At 72.3% G+C, this 18,599-nt stretch carries 9 protein-coding genes and 1 pseudogene; 9 read left to right on the top strand and 1 reads right to left on the bottom strand.

Annotated elements, in window-relative coordinates:
• Positions 1–514: 514 nt before the first annotated feature.
• Entirely contained in the window at positions 515–2,698 is a 2,184-nt protein-coding gene (locus M0P34_RS04770) for a glutamine synthetase III (protein WP_291496915.1), read from the top strand.
• Between the two features lie 162 nt (positions 2,699–2,860).
• On the opposite strand, the pseudogene M0P34_RS04765 reads toward M0P34_RS04770, so the two are convergent.
• Positions 2,861–5,343: pseudogene (locus M0P34_RS04765) on the bottom strand (EAL domain-containing protein).
• 369 nt (positions 5,344–5,712) lie between these two features.
• Here M0P34_RS04765 and M0P34_RS04760 point away from each other — a divergent pair.
• From M0P34_RS04760 to M0P34_RS04725, 8 genes are all read left to right on the top strand, one after another.
• Positions 5,713–7,431: a glycoside hydrolase family 3 protein gene (locus M0P34_RS04760; protein ID WP_291496913.1), complete on the top strand. Its 1,719-nt coding sequence runs from the start codon at positions 5,713–5,715 to the stop codon at positions 7,429–7,431.
• A 99-nt stretch (positions 7,432–7,530) separates the two neighbouring features.
• A complete protein-coding gene (locus M0P34_RS04755; RefSeq protein WP_291496911.1) occupies positions 7,531–8,010 on the top strand; it encodes a chemotaxis protein CheX in 480 nt (159 codons plus the stop codon).
• Between the two features lie 103 nt (positions 8,011–8,113).
• Positions 8,114–10,273, top strand: a complete 2,160-nt coding sequence (locus tag M0P34_RS04750) for an AsmA family protein (RefSeq protein ID WP_291496909.1) — start codon at positions 8,114–8,116, stop codon at positions 10,271–10,273.
• A gap of 102 nt (positions 10,274–10,375) precedes the next feature.
• The gene (locus tag M0P34_RS04745) at positions 10,376–11,281 is read left to right on the top strand and encodes an EamA family transporter (RefSeq protein ID WP_291496907.1); all 906 of its coding nucleotides are present in this window, start codon (positions 10,376–10,378) and stop codon (positions 11,279–11,281) included.
• Positions 11,274–14,510 carry a UvrD-helicase domain-containing protein gene (locus M0P34_RS04740; RefSeq protein WP_291496905.1) on the top strand — a complete coding sequence of 1,079 codons (3,237 nt, stop codon included), beginning with the start codon at positions 11,274–11,276 and terminating at the stop codon, positions 14,508–14,510. Before M0P34_RS04745 ends, M0P34_RS04740 begins: the two co-directional genes overlap by 8 nt.
• On the top strand, positions 14,507–15,013 hold the full coding sequence (locus M0P34_RS04735; RefSeq protein WP_291496903.1) for a DUF523 domain-containing protein: 507 nt from the start codon (positions 14,507–14,509) through the stop codon (positions 15,011–15,013). Before M0P34_RS04740 ends, M0P34_RS04735 begins: the two co-directional genes overlap by 4 nt.
• The gene (locus M0P34_RS04730) at positions 15,010–17,937 is read left to right on the top strand and encodes a PD-(D/E)XK nuclease family protein (RefSeq protein WP_291496901.1); all 2,928 of its coding nucleotides are present in this window, start codon (positions 15,010–15,012) and stop codon (positions 17,935–17,937) included. Before M0P34_RS04735 ends, M0P34_RS04730 begins: the two co-directional genes overlap by 4 nt.
• Before the next feature lie 250 nt (positions 17,938–18,187).
• Positions 18,188–18,481 (top strand): hypothetical protein, encoded by a 294-nt coding sequence (locus M0P34_RS04725; protein ID WP_291496899.1) that lies wholly within the window; start codon positions 18,188–18,190, stop codon positions 18,479–18,481.
• The last annotated feature ends 118 nt before the right edge of the window (positions 18,482–18,599 follow it).

The following is an 18,599-nucleotide window of genomic DNA, read 5'->3' as shown; positions in this document are numbered from 1 at the left end:
GCGCCCGGGGCCGCGCCGCCGCAAGCCCGCCGTGGTATTCAGCAGGGATACCTGCGCCCCCGCGCCCGGGCCGCGCCGTTGACCGGATGGGCGATCACGCCCAGGACGCCCTGGCCCCCGCGCCCCGGGGCCGCGCCCCCCTTCCGGCCCCGGCCCAGGCGCTCCAGGCCACGGCGGCAGTTCCACGCCCCGGCGCCGGACCTCCCGCGCCTCCCCGCGACCCCGGGCGCTTCTCTTCCGGCCGCCGCGCCCCTGCGTCCGAAGCTCTCCGACCCAAAAAACGACAAGGATGACATTTATGTAACTCTGGGCTAGTTTGTCACACTCTTTCGATGACAATTTTGCAAAACAGCTCCGGGCGCAAAGGCGCCCCTGCGCCACAGCCAGCCGGAATATAAGCCGAACAGCGAGTTGGCCCGCTATTTGGTAGTGGCAGGAACCAGAGAATCCCGTCGGCCCCGGACGGCCCGGCCGTCCCAGGTAACGTCCCATACCGCACCAAGGAGATGCAGACATGAGTGGATACCAGGCCCGCCTGAACGCCATCGCCGCCATCAACAACTACAAGCCGCTGGCCGAGCCCCTGAGCTTCGCCGAGACCAAGCCCACCGACCTTTTCGGCTCCAACGTGTTCAACGACAAGGTCATGCGCGCGATGCTGCCCAAGGAGATCTACAAGTCGCTCCACAAGACCATCGAGAAGGGCGAAAAGCTCGACCCCTCCATCGCCGGGCCCGTTGCCGCCGCGATGAAGGAATGGGCCGTCTCCAAGGGCGCAACCCACTACTGCCACGTCTTCTTCCCCCTGACGGGCCTGACCGCCGAGAAGCACGACAGCTTCCTGACCCCCGACGGCAAGGGCGGCGCCATCGCCGAGTTCGACGGCAAGCTGCTGGTCCAGGGCGAGCCCGACGCCTCCAGCTTCCCCTCCGGCGGCCTGCGCGCCACCTTCGAGGCCCGCGGCTACACCGCCTGGGACGTGACCAGCCCCGCCTACATCCTGGAGAACCCCAACGGCACCTTCCTGTGCATCCCCACGGCCTTCGTCTCCTGGACCGGCGAGGCCCTGGACAAGAAAACCCCGCTGCTGCGCTCCGGCCAGGCCCTGAACAAGCAGGCCCGCCGCGTGCTGGCCCTGTTCGGCAACGACAACGGCGAGCGCGTCAACTCCTACGCCGGTCCCGAGCAGGAATACTTCCTGGTCGACCGCAACTTCTATTTCGCCCGGCCCGACCTGCTGCTGTGCGGCCGGACCCTGTTCGGCGCCAAGTCCGCCAAGGGCCAGGAGTTCGAGGACCACTACTTCGGCGCCATCCCGCGCCGCGTCCTGGCCTTCATGCTCGAGGTCGAGCACGAGCTGTACAAGCTCGGCGTGCCCGTCAAGACCCGCCACAACGAGGTCGCCCCCGGTCAGTTCGAGATCGCGCCCATCTACGAGACCTCCAACCTGGCCACCGACCACAACCAGATGATCATGACCACCCTGAAAAGCGTGGCCAAGCGCTACGGCATGGCCTGCCTGCTGCACGAGAAGCCCTTCGCGGGCATCAACGGCTCGGGCAAGCACCTGAACTACTCCATCGGCAACGCCACCCTGGGCAGCCTGTTCGACCCCGGCGACACCCCGCACGAGAACGCCCAGTTCCTGGTCTTCTGCGCGGCGGTCATCCGCATGGTCCACAAGCACGGGGCGCTGCTGCGCGCCGTGGTCGCCACGGCGGGCAACGACCACCGCCTGGGCGCCAACGAGGCGCCGCCCGCCATCATGTCCATCTACCTGGGCGAGCAGCTGGCCGACATCTTCGAGCAGATCAAGAACGGCGCCTGCAAGTCCTGCAAGACCAAGGGCCTGCTGGAGGTCGGCGTGGACTCCCTGCCCCCGCTGCCCATGGACGCCGGCGACCGCAACCGCACAAGCCCCTTCGCCTTCACCGGCAACCGCTTCGAGTTCCGCGCCGTGGGCTCGAACATGTCCATCGCCGGGCCCCAGGTGGCGCTGAACACCATGCTCGCCGAGTCCCTGGACTTCGTCGCCACCAAGCTGGAGAAGGCCACCAAGGGCGACCCCGCCAAGCTCAACGCCGCCGTGCAGAAGCTGCTCAAGGAGATCATCGTCGAGCACGGCGCGGTGATCTTCAACGGCGACGGCTACTCCGAAGCCTGGCAGAAGGAGGCCAAGAAGCGCGGCCTGCCCAACTTCAAGACCTCCGTGGAGGCCCTGCCCGTCATCGGCTCCCCCGAGGTCGCCAAGCTGTTCACCACCTACGGCGTGCTCTCCGAACGCGAACTGCACAGCCGCCAGGAGATCTACCTCGAACAGTACGCCAAGACCGTGGCCACCGAGGCGACCCTGTGCGTGAAGATGGCCAAGACCCAGATATTCCCCGCCGGGGTGCGCTACCAGATGGAACTGGCCAAGACCTGCGCCAACATGAAGATCGCGGGCATCGAGCCGGTGACCAACGCCCTGGAGGACGTGACCGCCAAGCTGCGCGGCCTCCAGGCCTCCGTGGCCGAGCTGGAGAAGCTCATCGCCAAGCACGACTTCAAGACCCTGCTCGACGAGTGCAGGCACCGCTGCGAGAAGATCCTCCCGGCCATGCTCGAGGTCCGTTCCTACGCCGACGCCCTGGAGGGCGTGGTGGCCGACGACCTGTGGGCCCTGCCGAGCTACCAGGAGATGCTGTTCATCAAATAGCGGCCCGGCCCCGGCGCCGCACGGCAACAACAAGGCGGCCCGTCGCAGGACGGGCCGCCTTTTCGTCGCCCGGCGCCAGGGGCCTCGCGAGGGGCGGCCCCGGGTCGCCGACGCCGCCCAGGGGCACGGCCCGGGCCGCCGGAGCCGCCCGGAGGCGCGGCATCAGGCCGCCGGGACCGCCCAGGGCAGGGGCCCGGAGGGCCGCGCCCGCCAGGCCGGCACCCAGGCCTGAAACTCGGTGTAGGGCAGCGGGCGGCTGAACAGGTAGCCCTGCAACGTGTCGCAGCCCAGGTGGGCCAGCAGCCGGGCCTGCTCGGCGGTCTCCACGCCCTCGGCCACGGTGCGCAGGCCCATGGTCCGGGCCATGGCGATGACCGTGGCCACGATGCTCGCATCGGCCTCGTTGCGCGTCACGTCGCGCACGAAGGACTGGTCGATCTTCAGCGTGTCGATGGGGAAGCGCTTGAGGTAGGCCAGGGACGAATAGCCCGTGCCGAAGTCGTCCACCGACACGGACAGGCCAAGGGCCCGCAGCTCGTCCAGGGTCGCGGCCGTGCGCGTCACGTCGGTCATGATGGCCGTTTCGGTGATTTCCACCTCGAAGGCCGCCGGGGCAGGCCCGAGGCCTCCAGGGTCGCCCGCAGCAGGGGCACGAAATTGTGCTGCTGGAACTGGCGCGGCGAGACGTTGATGGACACGGCCAGGCCCTCTGCCAGCCCCAGGGCGCGCATCTCGCGCATCTGCCCGGCCACGGAGAAGTTGAACTGCTCGCCCAGGGGCACGATGAGCCCGGTCTCCTCGGCCAGGGGGATGAACTCCCCGGGCGACACCAGGGCGCCGTCGGCGCGCCGCCAGCGGATGAGCGCCTCCATGCCCGTGACGCGCCCGGTGCGCACGTCGATCTTGGGCTGGTAGAAGGGCTCGAACTCGTGGCGCATCATGCCCCGGCGCATGTCGCCCTCCAGGCGGATGCGGCGGTTGACGCGCTCGTTCATCTGCGGGGTGTAGAGCGAGTAGGTGTTCTTGCCCAGCTCCTTGGCCCGCGACATGGCCAGGTCCGCGCTCTTGAGCACCTCGTCGGGATCGGCGCCGTCGTCGGGGTAGTAGGCGATGCCGATGCTGGCCGAAAGGAAGATCTCCTGCCCGCGCACCCGGAAGGGCCGGTGCATGTGCTTGGCCACGCGCTCGGCCAGTTGCGCGGCTTCGCTCTCGTCGCCCACGGAGCCGAGCAGGATCACGAACTCGTCGCTGCCCAGGCGGGCCAGGGTGTCGCCGCCCGAAACCAGGGGCTCCAGGCGCCGGGCCATTTCCACCAGAATCTCGTCGCCCACGGCGTGGCCCAGGGCGTCGTTGACGTTGCGGAAGTCGTCCAGGTCCACGAACAGGGCGGCCACGCGGTTGCCGGTGCGGTTGGCCCGCGCGGCGGCCAGCTCCAGGCGCTCGCGCACGGCCAGCCGGTTGGGCAGGCCCGTGAGCGGGTCATGGTTGGCCTGGTAGAGTATCTGGCGCTCCTTGTTCTTCATCTCCGTAATGTCGTGGAACACGGCGATGTAGCGCGCCTGGCCCTTGCCGGGGATGCTGCTGATGGACAGCCATTCGGGGTAGACCTCGCCGCTCTTGCGGCGGTTCCAGATCTCGCCCTCCCAGCGGCCCCGGCGGATCAGGGCCTGCCACATGCCGCGATAAAAGCCGCGGTCGTGGCGGTCCGAGCGCAGGATGCGCGGATTCTGCCCCAGGGCCTCCTCGGCGCTGTAGCCGGTGATGGCCGTGAAGGCCGGGTTCACCGACAGGATCGTCCCGCTGGCGTCGGTGATGGTGATGCCCTCCAGGGCGTTCTCGAAAACCTTGCCGAACAGTTCGAGCTGCTCGCGGGCCTTGACCGCCTCGGTCATGTCGCGCGCGTTGGCCAGCACCAGCTGCCCCTCCTGCATGGCGATGGCGCGCAGGACCACCTCCACCGGGAACTCGCGCCCGTCGTCCTGGCGCCTGCCGATCCACGGAAAGGTCACCACCTCGCCGCGCAGGGCCCGCGCCCAGAAGCCCGGGAGATCCTGTATCGGGTTGTCCTCGCTCATGAAGCGCGTCACGTCGGCGTCACGGACATCGTCGGCCGTGGCCCCGTACATGCGCAGCATCTCGTCGTTGACATCGACGATGCGCCCGTCCGTGTCGTGCACGAACACGGCCTCGCGGGTGTTTTCCAGCAGGGTGCGCAGGCCGCCCTTGTAGCGCAGCAGGTCGCGCGCGGCGCCCTCCAGCTCGCTTTCGCGGCGGGCGACCTCGGCGCGCAGGCGCTCCTCGGCCCGGGCGCGGGCGCTCACGTCCACCAGGAGCCCTTCCAGCCGCCCCCCGGGCTTGCGGCACACGGTGTACAGCGCATGGCCCGTCGAGGCGTCGGCGCGCCGAAAGCGCAGCTCCCCGACGTGCGCAAGCTCGCAGCCGGCCGAGGGCTCCTGGCCGAGCCAGCTGTCCACCAGGGCCGCGTCCTCCAGCAGCTCCGCCAGCGGCCGCCCCAGGACCGGGCCCGGCTCAGCATAGCCGAACATGGCCAGCCAGGCCGCGTTGACCTGCAAGACCCGGCCCCGGGCATCGAGGACGAACACGCCGATTCCCGCCTGGCCCACCAGGTGGACCAGGCTTTCCATATCCAGCAAGCAGCTCTGCCCCGCCAGGCGCTCCTGCTCTCGCGTCATCGCCGGATCACGCTCCTTCCTCCCGGCGCGGCCATCCCCGCCGGGGAAATAACAATTTTGAAAATCAACATGGTGGGGGCCCCGCTGGCCCCGGCGGCGCCATTTTCCCCATGAGTGGCGCCGATATTTCTCCGCCCGTGCAAAGTATCCATCTATACCCCGAAACGCAAGGGCTCCGCCCTACTGTGCCACATTTCACAATTATCCCGGCGGGAAAAGCGCGGACCGGGCCGCGCGCGGCGGGCCACGCGCAGGCCCGCCCGTGCCTCCCGGGCCTTTCATGGAGGTTGACACCCGGGCTCCATTGCGTACCCTGCCGCAATGCGCATTGTCCGCCCCCTGCCCCGACCGGTGTCCGCCGCCCTGCTTTCGTGCGCGCTGGCCGCGCTGTTCTGGCTGTGCCCGGGGGCCCCGGCCCGCGCCCAGGACCAGCGCGCCCGGGCCCAGGCCCTCACGGCGGCCATGAGCATCCCCGAAAAGGTCGGCCAGACCCTGCTGGTCTTCTTCGAAGGCCCGGACCTCTCCCCGGCGCTGCGCACCATGATCGCCACCCACCATGTGGGCGGGCTGCTGCTCTATGACAGCGCGGGCAACGTCGACAGCATGGACCAGGTCGCCCGGCTGACCGGGCAGGCCCAGGCCCTGGCCCTGTCCGGCCCCCACGGCCTGGGGCTGTTCATCGCCGTGGACCAGGAGGGCGGGCCCGTGGCCCGGCTGCGCGAGGGCTTCGCCGTGCCCCCGCCGAACATGGCCCTGGGCGCGACCGCCAGCGCGGACAACGCCGCCCTGGCCGCGCGCGTCACCGCCCGCCAGCTCAAGGCCCTGGGCGTCAACATGAACCTCGCCCCCGTGGTGGACGTGAACTCCAACCCGGCCAACCCGATCATCGGTGTGCGTTCCTACGGCGAAAACCCGCAGACCGTGGCCCGCTTCGGGGCCGCCGCCGTGCGCGCCCACCGCGCCGAGGGCGTCATGGCCTGCGCCAAGCATTTCCCCGGCCACGGCGACACCGGCTACGACTCCCATGTGCGCCTGCCCACGGTGCCCCACGCCCTGGCCCGGCTGCGCGCGGTGGAGCTGACGCCCTTCGCGGCGGCCGTGGCCGCCCTGGTTCCGGCGGTGATGACGGCCCATGTGGAGGTGCCCGCCCTGGAGCCCGAGCCGGGCCTGCCCGCGACCATGTCCTCCCGGGTGCTCGAAGGCCTGCTGCGCCGCGACATGGGCTTCGGCGGGCTGATCATCAGCGACTCCCTGACCATGGGCGCCGTGGCCGGGCGCTTCGACCCGGGCGAGGCCGCCGTGCGCGCCTTCCTGGCCGGGGCCGATGTGCTCTGCTTCGGCGCGGACAGGGGCCACCGCCCCGAGGAGCAGCTCGCGGCCCTGCGGCGCATGATCCAGGCCGTGGAAAGCGGCGAGATCCCCATGAGCCGCCTGGACGCCGCCGTGAACCGCATCGTGGCGGCCAAGCTGGAATACGGCATCGCCGGAACCGGCGAGCCCCCCCGGACCGACCCGGGCCGGGTCAACACCCCCGAAGACCGCGCGGCCATGCGCAGGCTGGCCGGGCAGTCCATCACCCTGCTGCGCGACCGCAACGGCCTGCTGCCGCTCACGCGCCGGGCAAGCGGCATGCTGCTGTGGCCCGGCGGCGACCCCCGGGCGGCCCGGGTGTTCACGGACCAGAGCCCCGGCTTCACCGCCCACTTCCCGGCCGCCGACCCCGCCCCCGAAGCGCGGGCCGAGCTGGTGGAGGCCGCGCGCCAGGCCCGACGGCTGGTGGTCTTCACCCGCCGGGCGGACAGAAACCCCGGACAGGCCGCCCTGGTCAACGAGCTGCTGGCGGCGGGCCTGGGGCCCCGGCTGGCCGTGGTGTCCCTGGACGTGCCCTACGACGCGGCCCTGACCCCCGAGGCGCCCTGCCTCGTGGCGGCGTGGTCCGACGCGCCGCAGCAGATCGACGCGCTGACCCGGATGCTCTTCGGCCTGGAGCGGCCCAGCGGACGCCTTCCGGTGACCATCCCCGGACTGGACGGCACCTGACCGGCGGAAAAATCGCTCCGTACAGTTGCCTCGCCCGCGCGGCGCTGCTATCCTCGGAAAAGATGGCACAAACCACAGCAAGGCAAAGGACGCACCCCAATGAACGTCAAGGAAGACGCCAAGATCGTCCGTCCGTTCCTGGACGCGGTCAAGAACGTCATCGGCACCATGGCCATGATCGAGGTCGTGCCCGGCAAGCCCTTCATGAAACGCGACACCGTGGCCCAGGGCGACGTGACCGGCGTCATCGGCATCACCGGCGACCGCAACGGCACCATGTCCGTGACATTTACCCAGACCTGCATCCTGGCCGTGGTGGGCAACATGCTCGGCGAGCCCGTTACCGAGCTGGGCCAGGATGTTCGCGACGCCGTGGGCGAACTGACCAACATGATCTCCGGCCAGGCCCGGCGCGGGCTGGAGATGGTCGGCGTGCGCCTGGAGGCAGGCATCCCCACGGTGGTCACCGGCGAGAACCACTCCATCGCCCACATTTCGCGCGAACCCATCCTGGCCGTGCCCTTCTCCACCCCCCACGGCGAATTCACCCTGGAGGTCTCGCTGGAGACGCCCAAATAACCTTTTCCGCCCGGCAGGTTGAAAGGCCCGCCCGTCCCGGGTATCCTGCCGGGGAGGGCGGGCCTTTTCACGCCCGCGCGCACCCCCAACCCCCGGAGGGGCCATGAAACCCATCGCCAAGTACTCCGCCCTGGCGGCGGCCCTGCTCCTGGCCGTCGTGGCCGTGGCTGCGGCGGTCCTGGTCGCCGTGGTCGACACGGAATTCATCAAGGCCGAGGCGTCCAGGGCCGTGCGCGAGCACACCGGGCGCGAACTGGCCTTTGCGGGCGACGTGCGCCTGTCCTTCTTCCCCTGGCTGGGGGTCGACATGGACGGGGTGACCCTGTCCAACGCCCCGGGCTTCGGCGACGAGCCCATGATCGCCGCCCGCGCCATCGCCGTGAAGGTCAAGCTGCTGCCGCTGCTCTCGGGGCGGGCGCAGGTGGGCGAGGTGGTCCTGGACGGGCTGGCCCTGCGCCTGGGCCGCGACGCCTCGGGCCGCACCAACCTCGACGACCTCCTGGCGCCCCCGGCCCGGGACGGCGGCGCACCCGGCGCGCCCGCGAGCCCCCCGCCGGACGCGGGCGGCGCGAAGGGCACCGACGGCCTGGGCCTGCTGGCCATCGACGGCCTGCGCGTCTCCGGCGCGACCCTGGCCTGGGACGACAGGCAGGCGGGCGCGAGCTACGCCGTCACCGGGCTGGAGCTGACCACCGGCCCCCTGGCCCCGGGCCAGCCCGTGGATGTGGCCCTGCGCGCGGCCCTGGCCGCCGACGCCCCGGCCGTGCAGGCCGATGTGGACCTCTCGGCGCGCCTGGACCCCGGCCCGGACTTCGCCACCCTCGCCGTCCGGGGCCTGCGCCTGAACGTGGAGGCCCGGGGCGCGGCGGTGCCCGGCGGCGGCGCGCGGGCGGCCCTGGCGGGCGACCTGCTGGCCGACCTGAAGGCCGACACCCTGGCCCTGCGCGGGGTGACCCTCGCGGCCTACGACATCAAGGCGGGCATCGAGGGCGGAGTGACCCGGCTGCGCACCGCCCCCGCCCTGGACGCCACCCTGACCCTGGACACCTTCGACCCCAGGGCCCTGCTGGCGGCCCTGGAGCTGGACGCCCCGGCCACCGCCGACCCCGGCGCCCTGACCCGCGCGGCCCTGGCCGTGCGCGCCAAGGCCGACGCGACGGCCCTGGCCCTGTCCGACCTGCGCCTGACCGTGGACGACACGGAGCTGAGCGGAACGGCCTCGGTGCGCGACTTCCGGCGCCCGGCCCTGCGCTTCGCCCTGGCGGCCACGGCCCTGGACGCCGACCGCTACATGCCCTCCGGCGGAGCCAAGGCCCCGGCACCCGGCACCGAAGGCGGAACCAAGGCCCCCGCGCCCGGCCCGGGCGACGCGGACGGCCAGGGCCCGGCCCTGGAACGGCTGCGCAGCCTGGACGTGGACGGCACCCTGGACGTGGCGGCCCTGACCGTGGCCAAGGTCCGCATGAGCGACGTGCGCATGACCGTCAAGGCCAAGGATGGCGTGCTGCGCGTCTCGCCGCTGTCCGCCGGGCTGTACGGCGGGCTGCTCAAGGCCGGGCTCACCGCCGACATCCGCGACCGCGAACCCAGGACCAGCCTGGACCTCGGCCTTGCGGACATGGGCCTTGGCGGGCTGCTGGCCGACCTGCTGGGCCAGGACAGGGTCACCGGCACCACGGCCCTGGACCTGAGCCTCGCCGCCACGGGCAGCCAATGGAAAAGCCTGCTGCGCTCCCTGTCGGGCAAGGGCTCCTTCGCGCTGACCGACGGCGCGTTCAAGGGCTTCCAGATCATCCCCGAGGCCGTGCGCGCCCAGGCCGCCGCCAGCGACCCGCAGCGCCGCGTGGAAAAGGCCGCCCGCCAGCAGCGCTTCAAGGACATCACCGCGACCTTCGCCATCGCCAAGGGCGTGCTGACCACCGGCGACACCACCCTGAGCGCCGACAATCTCAAGGGCCTGGGCCGGGGCGCCGTGGACCTGGCCGCCGGAACCATCGACTACAAGGCCGTGGTGGACGTGACCGCCGTGCCGCGCATCCCGTTCACCGTGCGCGGCGCCCTGGCCGACCCGTCCGTGTCCCTGGACACCGCCGAGTTCGTCAAGGGGCTGGCCCTGGGCGTGCTCGGCCTGCCGGGCAAGGCGGGCCAGGGCGTGCTGGACACGGGCAAGGGCGCCCTGGAGGGCCTGGGCTCGGGCCTGCGCGACCTGCTGGGCGGCGGGCGCAAGCCCAAGGATGGCGGCCAGGGCGCAACGCAACCTTAGCCGTTGCTTTTCCCCCGTGGCTCTGCCACCCTGCCCGGCGAATCCGGCCGCCACTGCGGCGGCCCCGCCAAGGCCCGCGCAGGGCGACACAAAGGGGATCTCATGGCTTTTCGCGGATATTGCTGCGTGCTGCTGGCCGCCGCGCTCTGGGGCTCCCTGGGCCCCGTGGCCAAGTACGCCTTCTCCCAGGGCGTCCAGCCCCTGGAGGTGGCCTTCTGGCGTTGCGTCATCCCCTTCGCGCCCTTCGCCTTCCAGGCCCTGCGCGGGGGCTACAGCCTGCGCGTGGAGCCCGCCGACAGGCTGGCCATGGGCGGGTTCGGCCTGATCTGCATCGCCGCCTTCTACGGCGTCTACCAGCTGGCCATCAACGAGGGCGGCGCTGCCCTGGCCTCGGTGCTCATGTATACGGCCCCGGCCTGGGTGGCCCTGGCGGCCTGGGGCATGCTGGGCGAGGGCATGAGCGCGGCCAAGCTCGGCGCCGTGGCCGCGACCCTGGCGGGCGTGGCCTGCGTCGGCGGAATCCTGGGCCAGGAGGCGGGCCACGGCGTGAACGCCACGCCCACAGCCGTGCTCCTGGGCCTGCTCTCGGGCCTGACCTATGCGATGTATTACATTTTTGGCAAAGGCCGCCTGCGGCGCTATCCGACCCCGGTGCTCTTCCTGCACGGGCTGCCCCTGGGGGCCCTGCTGCTGCTGCCCTTCGTGGAGTTCAGCCCCAAGACGCCCGGAGCCTGGGTGGCCATCGTCACCGTGAGCCTGCTGTCCACCTGGGGCGCCTATTCGGTCTACTACGCCGGGCTGCGCCACCTGGAGGCCACCCGCGCGGCCGTGGTGGCGACCCTGGAGCCCGTGGTGGCGGCCGTGGTGGCCTTCTTCTGGTGGGGCGAGCGGTTCACGGCGGCGGGCTGGCTCGGCGCGGGGCTGATCCTGGGCGCGGTGGGGCTGGTGGTCTGGGACGGCAGGCGCCGCCCGCGCGCCGCCGGACGGGAGGCCACCGGGCATGGCTGATCCCGCGCGCCTGCTCCAGCTCAAGGCATCCGCCGGGGCGGGCAAGACCTACGCCCTGACCGGGCGCTTCCTGGAGCTGCTGGCCGGGGCCGACGCGGACGACGACGCGCCCCCGGCCTGCGCGCGGGCCGCGGCCCCGCGCCACGGCTGGCCCGAGATCATGGCCGTGACCTTCACCAACAAGGCCGCCGCCGAAATGAAGGAGCGCGTGGTGGGCCGCCTCAAGGCCCGCGCCCTGGCGCTGGACGGCGCAAGGCCCGAGGGAAGCCGCGACGAGGCCGCCCTGTGGCTGGCCCGCATCCTGCGCCGCTACGACCAGCTCAACATCCGCACCATCGACAGCCTGCTGCACCTCATCATGCGCCTGTTCGCCCTGGAGGCGGGGCTGGCGCCGGATTTCCAGGCTCTGTTCAGCCTTGGCGACATCTTCGACGAGCTGCTCGACCCCGTGGTGGCCGCCGCCCAGGAGCACGACGGCCCCCAGCGCCGCCTGCTGGCCGCCGCCCTGGACTCCATGCTCCACCTGGAGGGCCGCGCGGGCTTCCAGCTGGGGGGGCGCTTCCGCGAGCGCCTGGGCGAGGTGCTGGCCTGGCGGGTGCGCAACGATGCCCCCGGCGAGACCGACCCCCGGCGCATCCAGGCCGAAATCGACGCCCTGCGCGCCGACCTCGTCCGGGCCGCCCGGGCCGTCCGTCCGCTGCTGGACGGGCTGAAGGCAAACGCCAATTTCGTAAAACTTCTGGACAAGTGCGCCGGGCTGGCTTCCAGGGACAAGCTGCCCGCGGGCACCTACGCCACCAAGCCCGGCGTGGACGACTGCCTGAACGCGGCCTCCCGCGGCCGGGGCAGCGCGGCCCTGGAGGCGGCCTACGCGGCCCTGCGGGCGGCCTACGAGGCATGCGCCGCACAGGAGCCCATCCTGCGCGGCGCGCGCGACATGGCCGCCCTGGTGGCCCTGGCCGACCTGATGCTCGACGTGCTCGACGGGCTGCGGGCCACGCGCAACGTCCTGCCCGCCGCGCGCTGCGAGGCCCTGGCCGCGGCCATGCTCGCCGGATGCGGCGCGCCCGACGCCTTCTGCCGCATGGGCGCGCGCCTGCGCCACATGCTGGTGGACGAATTCCAGGACACCAGCCGCGCCCAGTGGAACGCCCTGTCGCCCCTGGCCGGGGAATGCCTGTCCAAGGGCGGCAGCGTGCTGCTGGTTGGCGACGTGAAGCAGGCCATCTACGGCTGGCGCGGGGGCGACGCGCGCCTGTTCGACGAGGCGCCCGTCCAGCCGGAACTGGCGGCCATGGCCCAGCCCCGGAGCGCCACCCTGCCCCACAACTGGCGCAGCCGCCCCGTGGTGGTGGACTTCAACAACCGCGTCTTCACCCGCCTGGAGAAGCCGGAAACGGCCCGGCCCATCGCCTCGGCCATGCTCCCCAGGGGCCTGGCCGGGGCCGAGGAGGCGCTGACCGGGGCCATGACCGACGCCTTCGCCGGCTGCGCCCAGACCCTGCCCCCGGGCCGCCAGGACCGGGCGGACGCAAACGACGGTTTCGTGCGCCTGGTACGCGTGGAGCCCGGGGACGAAAACAAGCAGGTCCTGATCGAGTCCGTGCGCGAGCACCTGCGCCTGCTGTTCGCCGAGCTGCGCACGCGCCGGACCCCGGGCGAAGTGGCCGTTCTGGTGCGCGACCACGGCGAGGCAGCCCTGACGGCGGGCTGGCTGCTGGACTGGGGCCTGCCGGTGATCACCGAGAACAGCCTGGCCCTGGGCGCGCACCCCCTGGTGCGCCAGCTCGTGGCCTGGCTGCGCTTCCTGGATTACCCCCTGAACGATCTGGCCCTGTGGGAATTCGTCAGCGGCGAGGAAATTTTCCTGCCCTGCGCCGGGATCTCCCGGGCGGAGCTGACCGACTGGCTGGCCGGGCAGGACCACGGCGGGCTCTACCGGCGCCTGCGCCAGGACTGGCCCGGGATGGCCGAGCGCTTCCTCACCCGCGCCGTGCGCAAGGCCGGATTCATGACGCCCTACGACGCCGTGAGCGAGGCCGTGCGCGACCTGCGCGTGCTGGAGCGCCACCCCGACGGGGCGCCCTATGTGCGCCGCTTCATGGAGGTCGTCCACCGCGCCGAACAGGACGGGCACCAGTCCCTGGCGGCGTTCCTCGACTTCTGGGACGCGGGCGCCTCGGCCGAGAAGGTGCCCCTGCCCGAGTCCGTGGACGCCGTGCGCATCATGACCATCCACCAGGCCAAGGGCCTGGAGTTCCCGGTGGTCGTGGTGCCCTTCCACCACTGGCGCTTCGCCACCGGCGGGGAGCCCACGCCCGTGGACTGCCGGGGGCTGCGCCTGCTGGCGCCCCTGTGCCCCGAGATGGGCGCCGCGTACCACGAGCACGCCGCGCGGACCCTGCTGGAACAGCTCGACCTGCTCTATGTGGCCTGGACCCGCGCCGAACAGGAGCTGTACTGCCTACTCACGGCCACGCGGCAGTATCGCGGCAAGAGCCCCCTGGTGCGCGCCCTGGACGTGCTGACGGAGCAGTTCTCCTGGGCCCCGGGGCCCGACGGCTGGCCGACCTGCGAATTCGGCACGCGCCCCGGGGCCCCGGCCCCCGTGCCGCCGGAACCCGAGGCCCCCGCCGGGGCGCCCCCGGCCTGCGCCCCGGCCCCCGAAGCCGACCCCGAGCCGCCCATGGCCTGGCTGCCGCGCCTGAAGATCCACCGCCACTTCAGCCAGGACGTGCCGCGCGAGGCGCTCTTCGGCGGCGGCCCCGTATTCGACGCCCGGGCCCGGGGCACCCTGGTCCACGACGCCCTGGACCGCCTGCGCCGCCCCGGCGGCCTGGACCCGGAGCGCGCCGCGCGCGCCGCCGTGGCCGTCCACGCCGACATCCTGCCCCCGGGCGAGGCCGCGCGCGAGGCCGTGGCCGCCGAGGTCCGGGGCATCCTGGACTGGGTGCTCGCCCTGCCCGAGTTCCCGGGCTGGGCCCGGCGCGGGCACCCCGAGTGCCCCATCCTGACCCCCGAGGGCCTGGAGCGCCGCCCGGACCTGCTGGTCACCGATCCCGACGAAACGGTGGTGGTGGAATACAAGACCGGCCAGCCCAGCGCGGACCACGAGCGCCAGGTCCGCGAATACATGGCCCTGCTGGCGGGCATGGACGGCCTGGCGCCCGCCATGCGCGCCGTGATCCTCTATCTCGACCTGAAAACCGTGCGCGAGGTGCGGCCATGAACGAACGCGAAATCCCCGCCGCCCCCGGGCAACAACCCGTGCGCTACGTCGTCAGCGCCTGCCTTGCGGGGATTCACAGCCGCTACAATGGCGAGCGCAAGGCCCACGAGGCCGTGCTGGACCTCATCCGCCGGGGCGTGGCCCTGCCCGTGTGCCCCGAGCAGCTGGGCGGCCTGCCCACCCCGCGCCCGCCGTGCGAAATCCTGCCCGGCGGGCCCGGCTGCCCCGCGCGGGTGCTCAATCGCCTGGGCGTGGACCAGAGCGCCGAATTCCGACTGGGCGCCGAGGAGGGGCTCCGGCTGGCCCGGTTGTTCGGCGCCACCCACGCCGTGCTCAAGGCCGGGTCGCCCTCCTGCGGCAGCGGCCAGGTCTACGACGGAACCTTCAGCGGACGGCGCGTGCCCGGCGACGGCGTGTTCGCCGCCGTCCTCAAGGCCGCGGGCGTGCGGGTCATGGACGAGAGCGACCTGCCGCTCCCCCCGGCGGAGGATGCCAGGCCATGATGCCCGTCCTGGTGGCGGACTGGCGGGCGGACTGCATCGCCGCCCTGGCCGACCTGCTCCTGGCCCCGGGCGGGACGGATCTGCGCCGCTGCCTGGTGGTCTTCCCCCACCGCCGCCCGGCGCGGCACCTGATGCATCACCTGTCCACCCGCGCCGACGTGCCCAAGCCGCTGTTCCTGCCCGAGATGACGGCGGTGGACCAGTGGCTGCCCGCCCTGGCGCGCGAGCTGGACCCCGAGCCCCTGCGCACGGCGGGCCTGCTCGACCGCGTGGGACTGCTGCGCGAGGCCGTGGCCGCCCTGCCCCGGCCCGGCCCCCTGCGCGACCTGGCCGGGGCGCCCGAACGCTTCTTCCCCTGGGGCCGTCACCTGGCCGGGCTGATGGAGGAACTGCTGCGCCACGGCGCCAGCCCCCAGGACCTGCACCACCTCCAGGGCGAGGTGGACGACACCGCCGCCGCCCTGCTGGAACGGCTGCGGGCCATCCACGACGCCTACCTGCGCGCCCTGGCGGCCAGGGGCTGGACCACCCCGGGCCTGGACGCCGCCCGGGTGGCGCGCCGGGCAGACGAGCTGCCCGCCCTGCTGGCGGGACGCCGGGTCCTGCTGGTCGGCTTCCACGCGCCCACGGGCACGGAAATGGCCGTGCTGCGCGCCCTGGCCGAGGCCGGAACAGCCCAGCTGGTCTGGCACTCCGACCCGGCCCTGGTCGGCAACCCCGGGCGCGTGCACTGGGCCTGCCGCGAGCACGCCCGCTGGCTGGCCGACTGGGGCGCCCGGGCCGAGCTTCTGGGCCCCGCCCGCCAGGGCGAGCCACCCGTGGTGCGCTTCCACGAGGGCTTCGACCTGCACTCGCAGTTGGACGCCCTGCGCACGATGCTGGCCGGGGCCGAGGCGGCCGACACCGCCGTGGTCCTGCCCGACACCGGGGCGCTCATGCCCGTCCTGCACCACCTGCCCGCCAAGGATGTCAACATTTCGATGGGCTATCCCCTGGCGCGCTCCAGCCTGCTGCGGCTGGTGGAAACCGTGCTGCGGCTCCAGGAAACCTCGCCCGGCCCGGGGCGCTATGCCTGGCGCGATGTGGTGGCCCTCGTCCGCCATCCCTATGTGAAGATGCTCGAACCCCGGCCCGGCCTGCCCCTGCGCGGGCTGCTGCGCGAGATGGAGCGGGCCGTCCGCGCGGGGGGCACTGTGTTCGCCCCCCTGGCCTGGGAGCCCGACCCGCGGACCCTGCCCGAGGGCACCCTGCCCCCGGAGGCCGACCCCGGCGAGGCCCTGGCCCTGCTGCGCGAGGCCCTGGGCGCCTGCCTCACGGCCTTCGAGACCCCGGGCACCCTGGAAGACCTCGGACTGGCCCTGCTCGGGCTGGCCCGGGCCCTGGTGCCCGAGGGCGGCGAACAGACCTGGCACCGCTTCCCCGTGGACGCCGAATGCCTCTACCGCCTGACGGCCACGGTCGTGCCCGCGCTGACGGACAGCCACGTCAGCCGCGACCCCGCCGGCCGCCAGACGCTGTTCTCCATCCTGCGCCAGATGCTGGCCGCAGAACGCGTGCCCTTCGAGGCTGAGCCCCTGACCGGGCTCCAGGTGCTGGGCATGCTCGAATCGCGCCTGCTGCGCTTCTCCCGGGTCTTCGTGCTCGACGCCACCGAGGACAAGCTGCCCGGCCCACCGGCCCACGACCCGCTGCTGCCCGACCCGCTGCGCGGGCTGCTGGGGCTGCCCGATGCCCGCCAGCGCGCCCAGGTGGCGGCCTACAACTTCCACCGGCTGGTGGCCGGGGCCCGCGAGGTGCACCTGCTCTACCATACCGGCACCTCGGGCAGCGGCCCCCTGGGCGGGCGCAGCGTGCGCAGCCGCTTCGTGGAGCAGCTCCTGTGGGAGGAGGAAAAACGCCAGGGCCGCATCATCCGGGGCGACGACGGCGGCCCCCTGGAAACCCTGGCCCTGCCCGTGCGGCCCCTGCCCCGGCCCGCGCCGGGCGTGGCCAAGACCGGGCCGATCCTGGCCCGGCTGAACACCCTGCTGGCCACCCGCGCCCTCTCCGCCTCCCTGCTGGACGACTACCTCTCCTGCCCCCTGCGCTTCTTCCACAAGCGCCTGACCCCCCTGCGCGAGCCCGACACCGTGAGCGAGGACGGCGACCACCGCGAGCTGGGCGTGCTGGTCCACGCCGCCCTCAGGGATTTCCTGGCGCCCCTGCGCCAGCGGCGCGTAGACCTCGCCGCCCTGGATCCGGCCCCGCTCCTGGACGACTTCGGCGCACGCCTGGAAGCGGCGCCCTTCTTCGCCCAGATGGCCTACGACCTGCGCCTGGGCCTGCAAACCGTCGGCCGCGAACGCCTGCGCCGCTTCCTGGCCTCCTCGCCGCAGACGACCATCATCCTGCTGGAGCACCCCGTGGAGGCGCCCCTGGCCGTGGACGGGCTGGGGCTGCGCCTGCACGGAATCCTCGACCGGGTCGACCGCCGCCAGGACGGCGATGTCGTCCTGGATTACAAGACCGGCACCCTGGCCCCGCCCCCGCTCTCCCTGTGGCGCGACCAGGCGCTGTGGGAACGCGTGGAGGCCTGGGAGCCCGGCCGCGACCCCGGGCTGCTGACCGACCTGGCCGCGGCCCTGCACAGCCTGCAACTGCCGCTCTACGGCTGGCTCTACTGGAAGGATACCGGCACCCTGCCCGCCGACGCGGCCTGGGTGGAACTGCGCGACAGCGGCGACGAAAAGCCGCTGTTCGGCAACGCCGTCCCCGCCGAGGAACGCGAAACAGCCCTGACCGAGCTCACGCCCCTGGCCGTGCGCCTCCTGGTGCGCCACATGCGCGAGGACGAGCGCTTCGAGGCCGCCCCCGGGCCGCACTGCCAGTGGTGTCCCTTCGGCTTCTCCTGTCCGCTGCCCGCAAAATCCGGAAACCGGCGCTGACCGCCGCCGTCGGGCGCCGCCACCGCCCCGGCCCACGGGGCCGCGGGCCCGGCGGCCACGCGCCGAACCCGAAAATCCCTGCCGGGGCCCATTGCGGGTATACGCTTTTTGAGCTATCTTCACACGCGCAAGTTCGCAATGACGCGCCTGTATCCCTTCCATGATACACCCGGGCGCACCAGGGAACCGCTGACCGCCGGAATCCGAAAAAACGGAGCCCGGCGGCGGCACAGCGGATTCGAGGGGAAGGATGAAGCTGTACAAGACCTACAGCGGCGACAATTTTCCGAAGACCTATCTCGTCATCGAACGCGACGAGCAGCCCGAAAAAATCGTTCCCTTCAACATTCTCTATCTGTTCGGCCCCCTGAAGCTCATCAAGGGCGCGCTCATGCCCTCGCACCTGCCCTTCTCCAAGGGCGGGCAGCGCCGCATCGTCGAGGAGATCGAAAACGCGGGCTACTGCTTCTACAAATGGCCCGGCAAAATCCTCGGCGCGGAACTGGGCGACGTGCTGGAAGTGGACGACAACGCCAAGGACTGACGCCCTCCCGACCGACGCGGACAGACGGGGCCCGACGCGGACGGACAGGGTCCGACGCGGACGGGGGAAGGGGAGGAAACCTTTTCTTGAGGAGAAAAGGTTTCCTCCCCTTCCCCCG

Origin of the sequence: Desulfocurvus sp. (assembly GCF_023230885.1) — a bacterium.
In the GTDB taxonomy this organism is placed as follows: domain Bacteria; phylum Desulfobacterota; class Desulfovibrionia; order Desulfovibrionales; family Desulfovibrionaceae; genus Desulfocurvus.
This window is presented reverse-complemented; position numbering and strand designations above follow the sequence as displayed.

Bases quoted from the DNA above. Each gene is read 5' to 3' on its own strand.
- M0P34_RS04770 (WP_291496915.1), top strand. From the start codon at position 515: ATGAGTGGATACCAGGCCCGCCTGAACGCCATCGCCGCCATCAACAAC.
- M0P34_RS04760 (WP_291496913.1), top strand. From the start codon at position 5,713: ATGCGCATTGTCCGCCCCCTGCCCCGACCGGTGTCCGCCGCCCTGCTT.
- M0P34_RS04755 (WP_291496911.1), top strand. From the start codon at position 7,531: ATGAACGTCAAGGAAGACGCCAAGATCGTCCGTCCGTTCCTGGACGCG.
- M0P34_RS04750 (WP_291496909.1), top strand. From the start codon at position 8,114: ATGAAACCCATCGCCAAGTACTCCGCCCTGGCGGCGGCCCTGCTCCTG.
- M0P34_RS04745 (WP_291496907.1), top strand. From the start codon at position 10,376: ATGGCTTTTCGCGGATATTGCTGCGTGCTGCTGGCCGCCGCGCTCTGG.
- M0P34_RS04740 (WP_291496905.1), top strand. From the start codon at position 11,274: ATGGCTGATCCCGCGCGCCTGCTCCAGCTCAAGGCATCCGCCGGGGCG.
- M0P34_RS04735 (WP_291496903.1), top strand. From the start codon at position 14,507: ATGAACGAACGCGAAATCCCCGCCGCCCCCGGGCAACAACCCGTGCGC.
- M0P34_RS04730 (WP_291496901.1), top strand. From the start codon at position 15,010: ATGATGCCCGTCCTGGTGGCGGACTGGCGGGCGGACTGCATCGCCGCC.
- M0P34_RS04725 (WP_291496899.1), top strand. From the start codon at position 18,188: ATGAAGCTGTACAAGACCTACAGCGGCGACAATTTTCCGAAGACCTAT.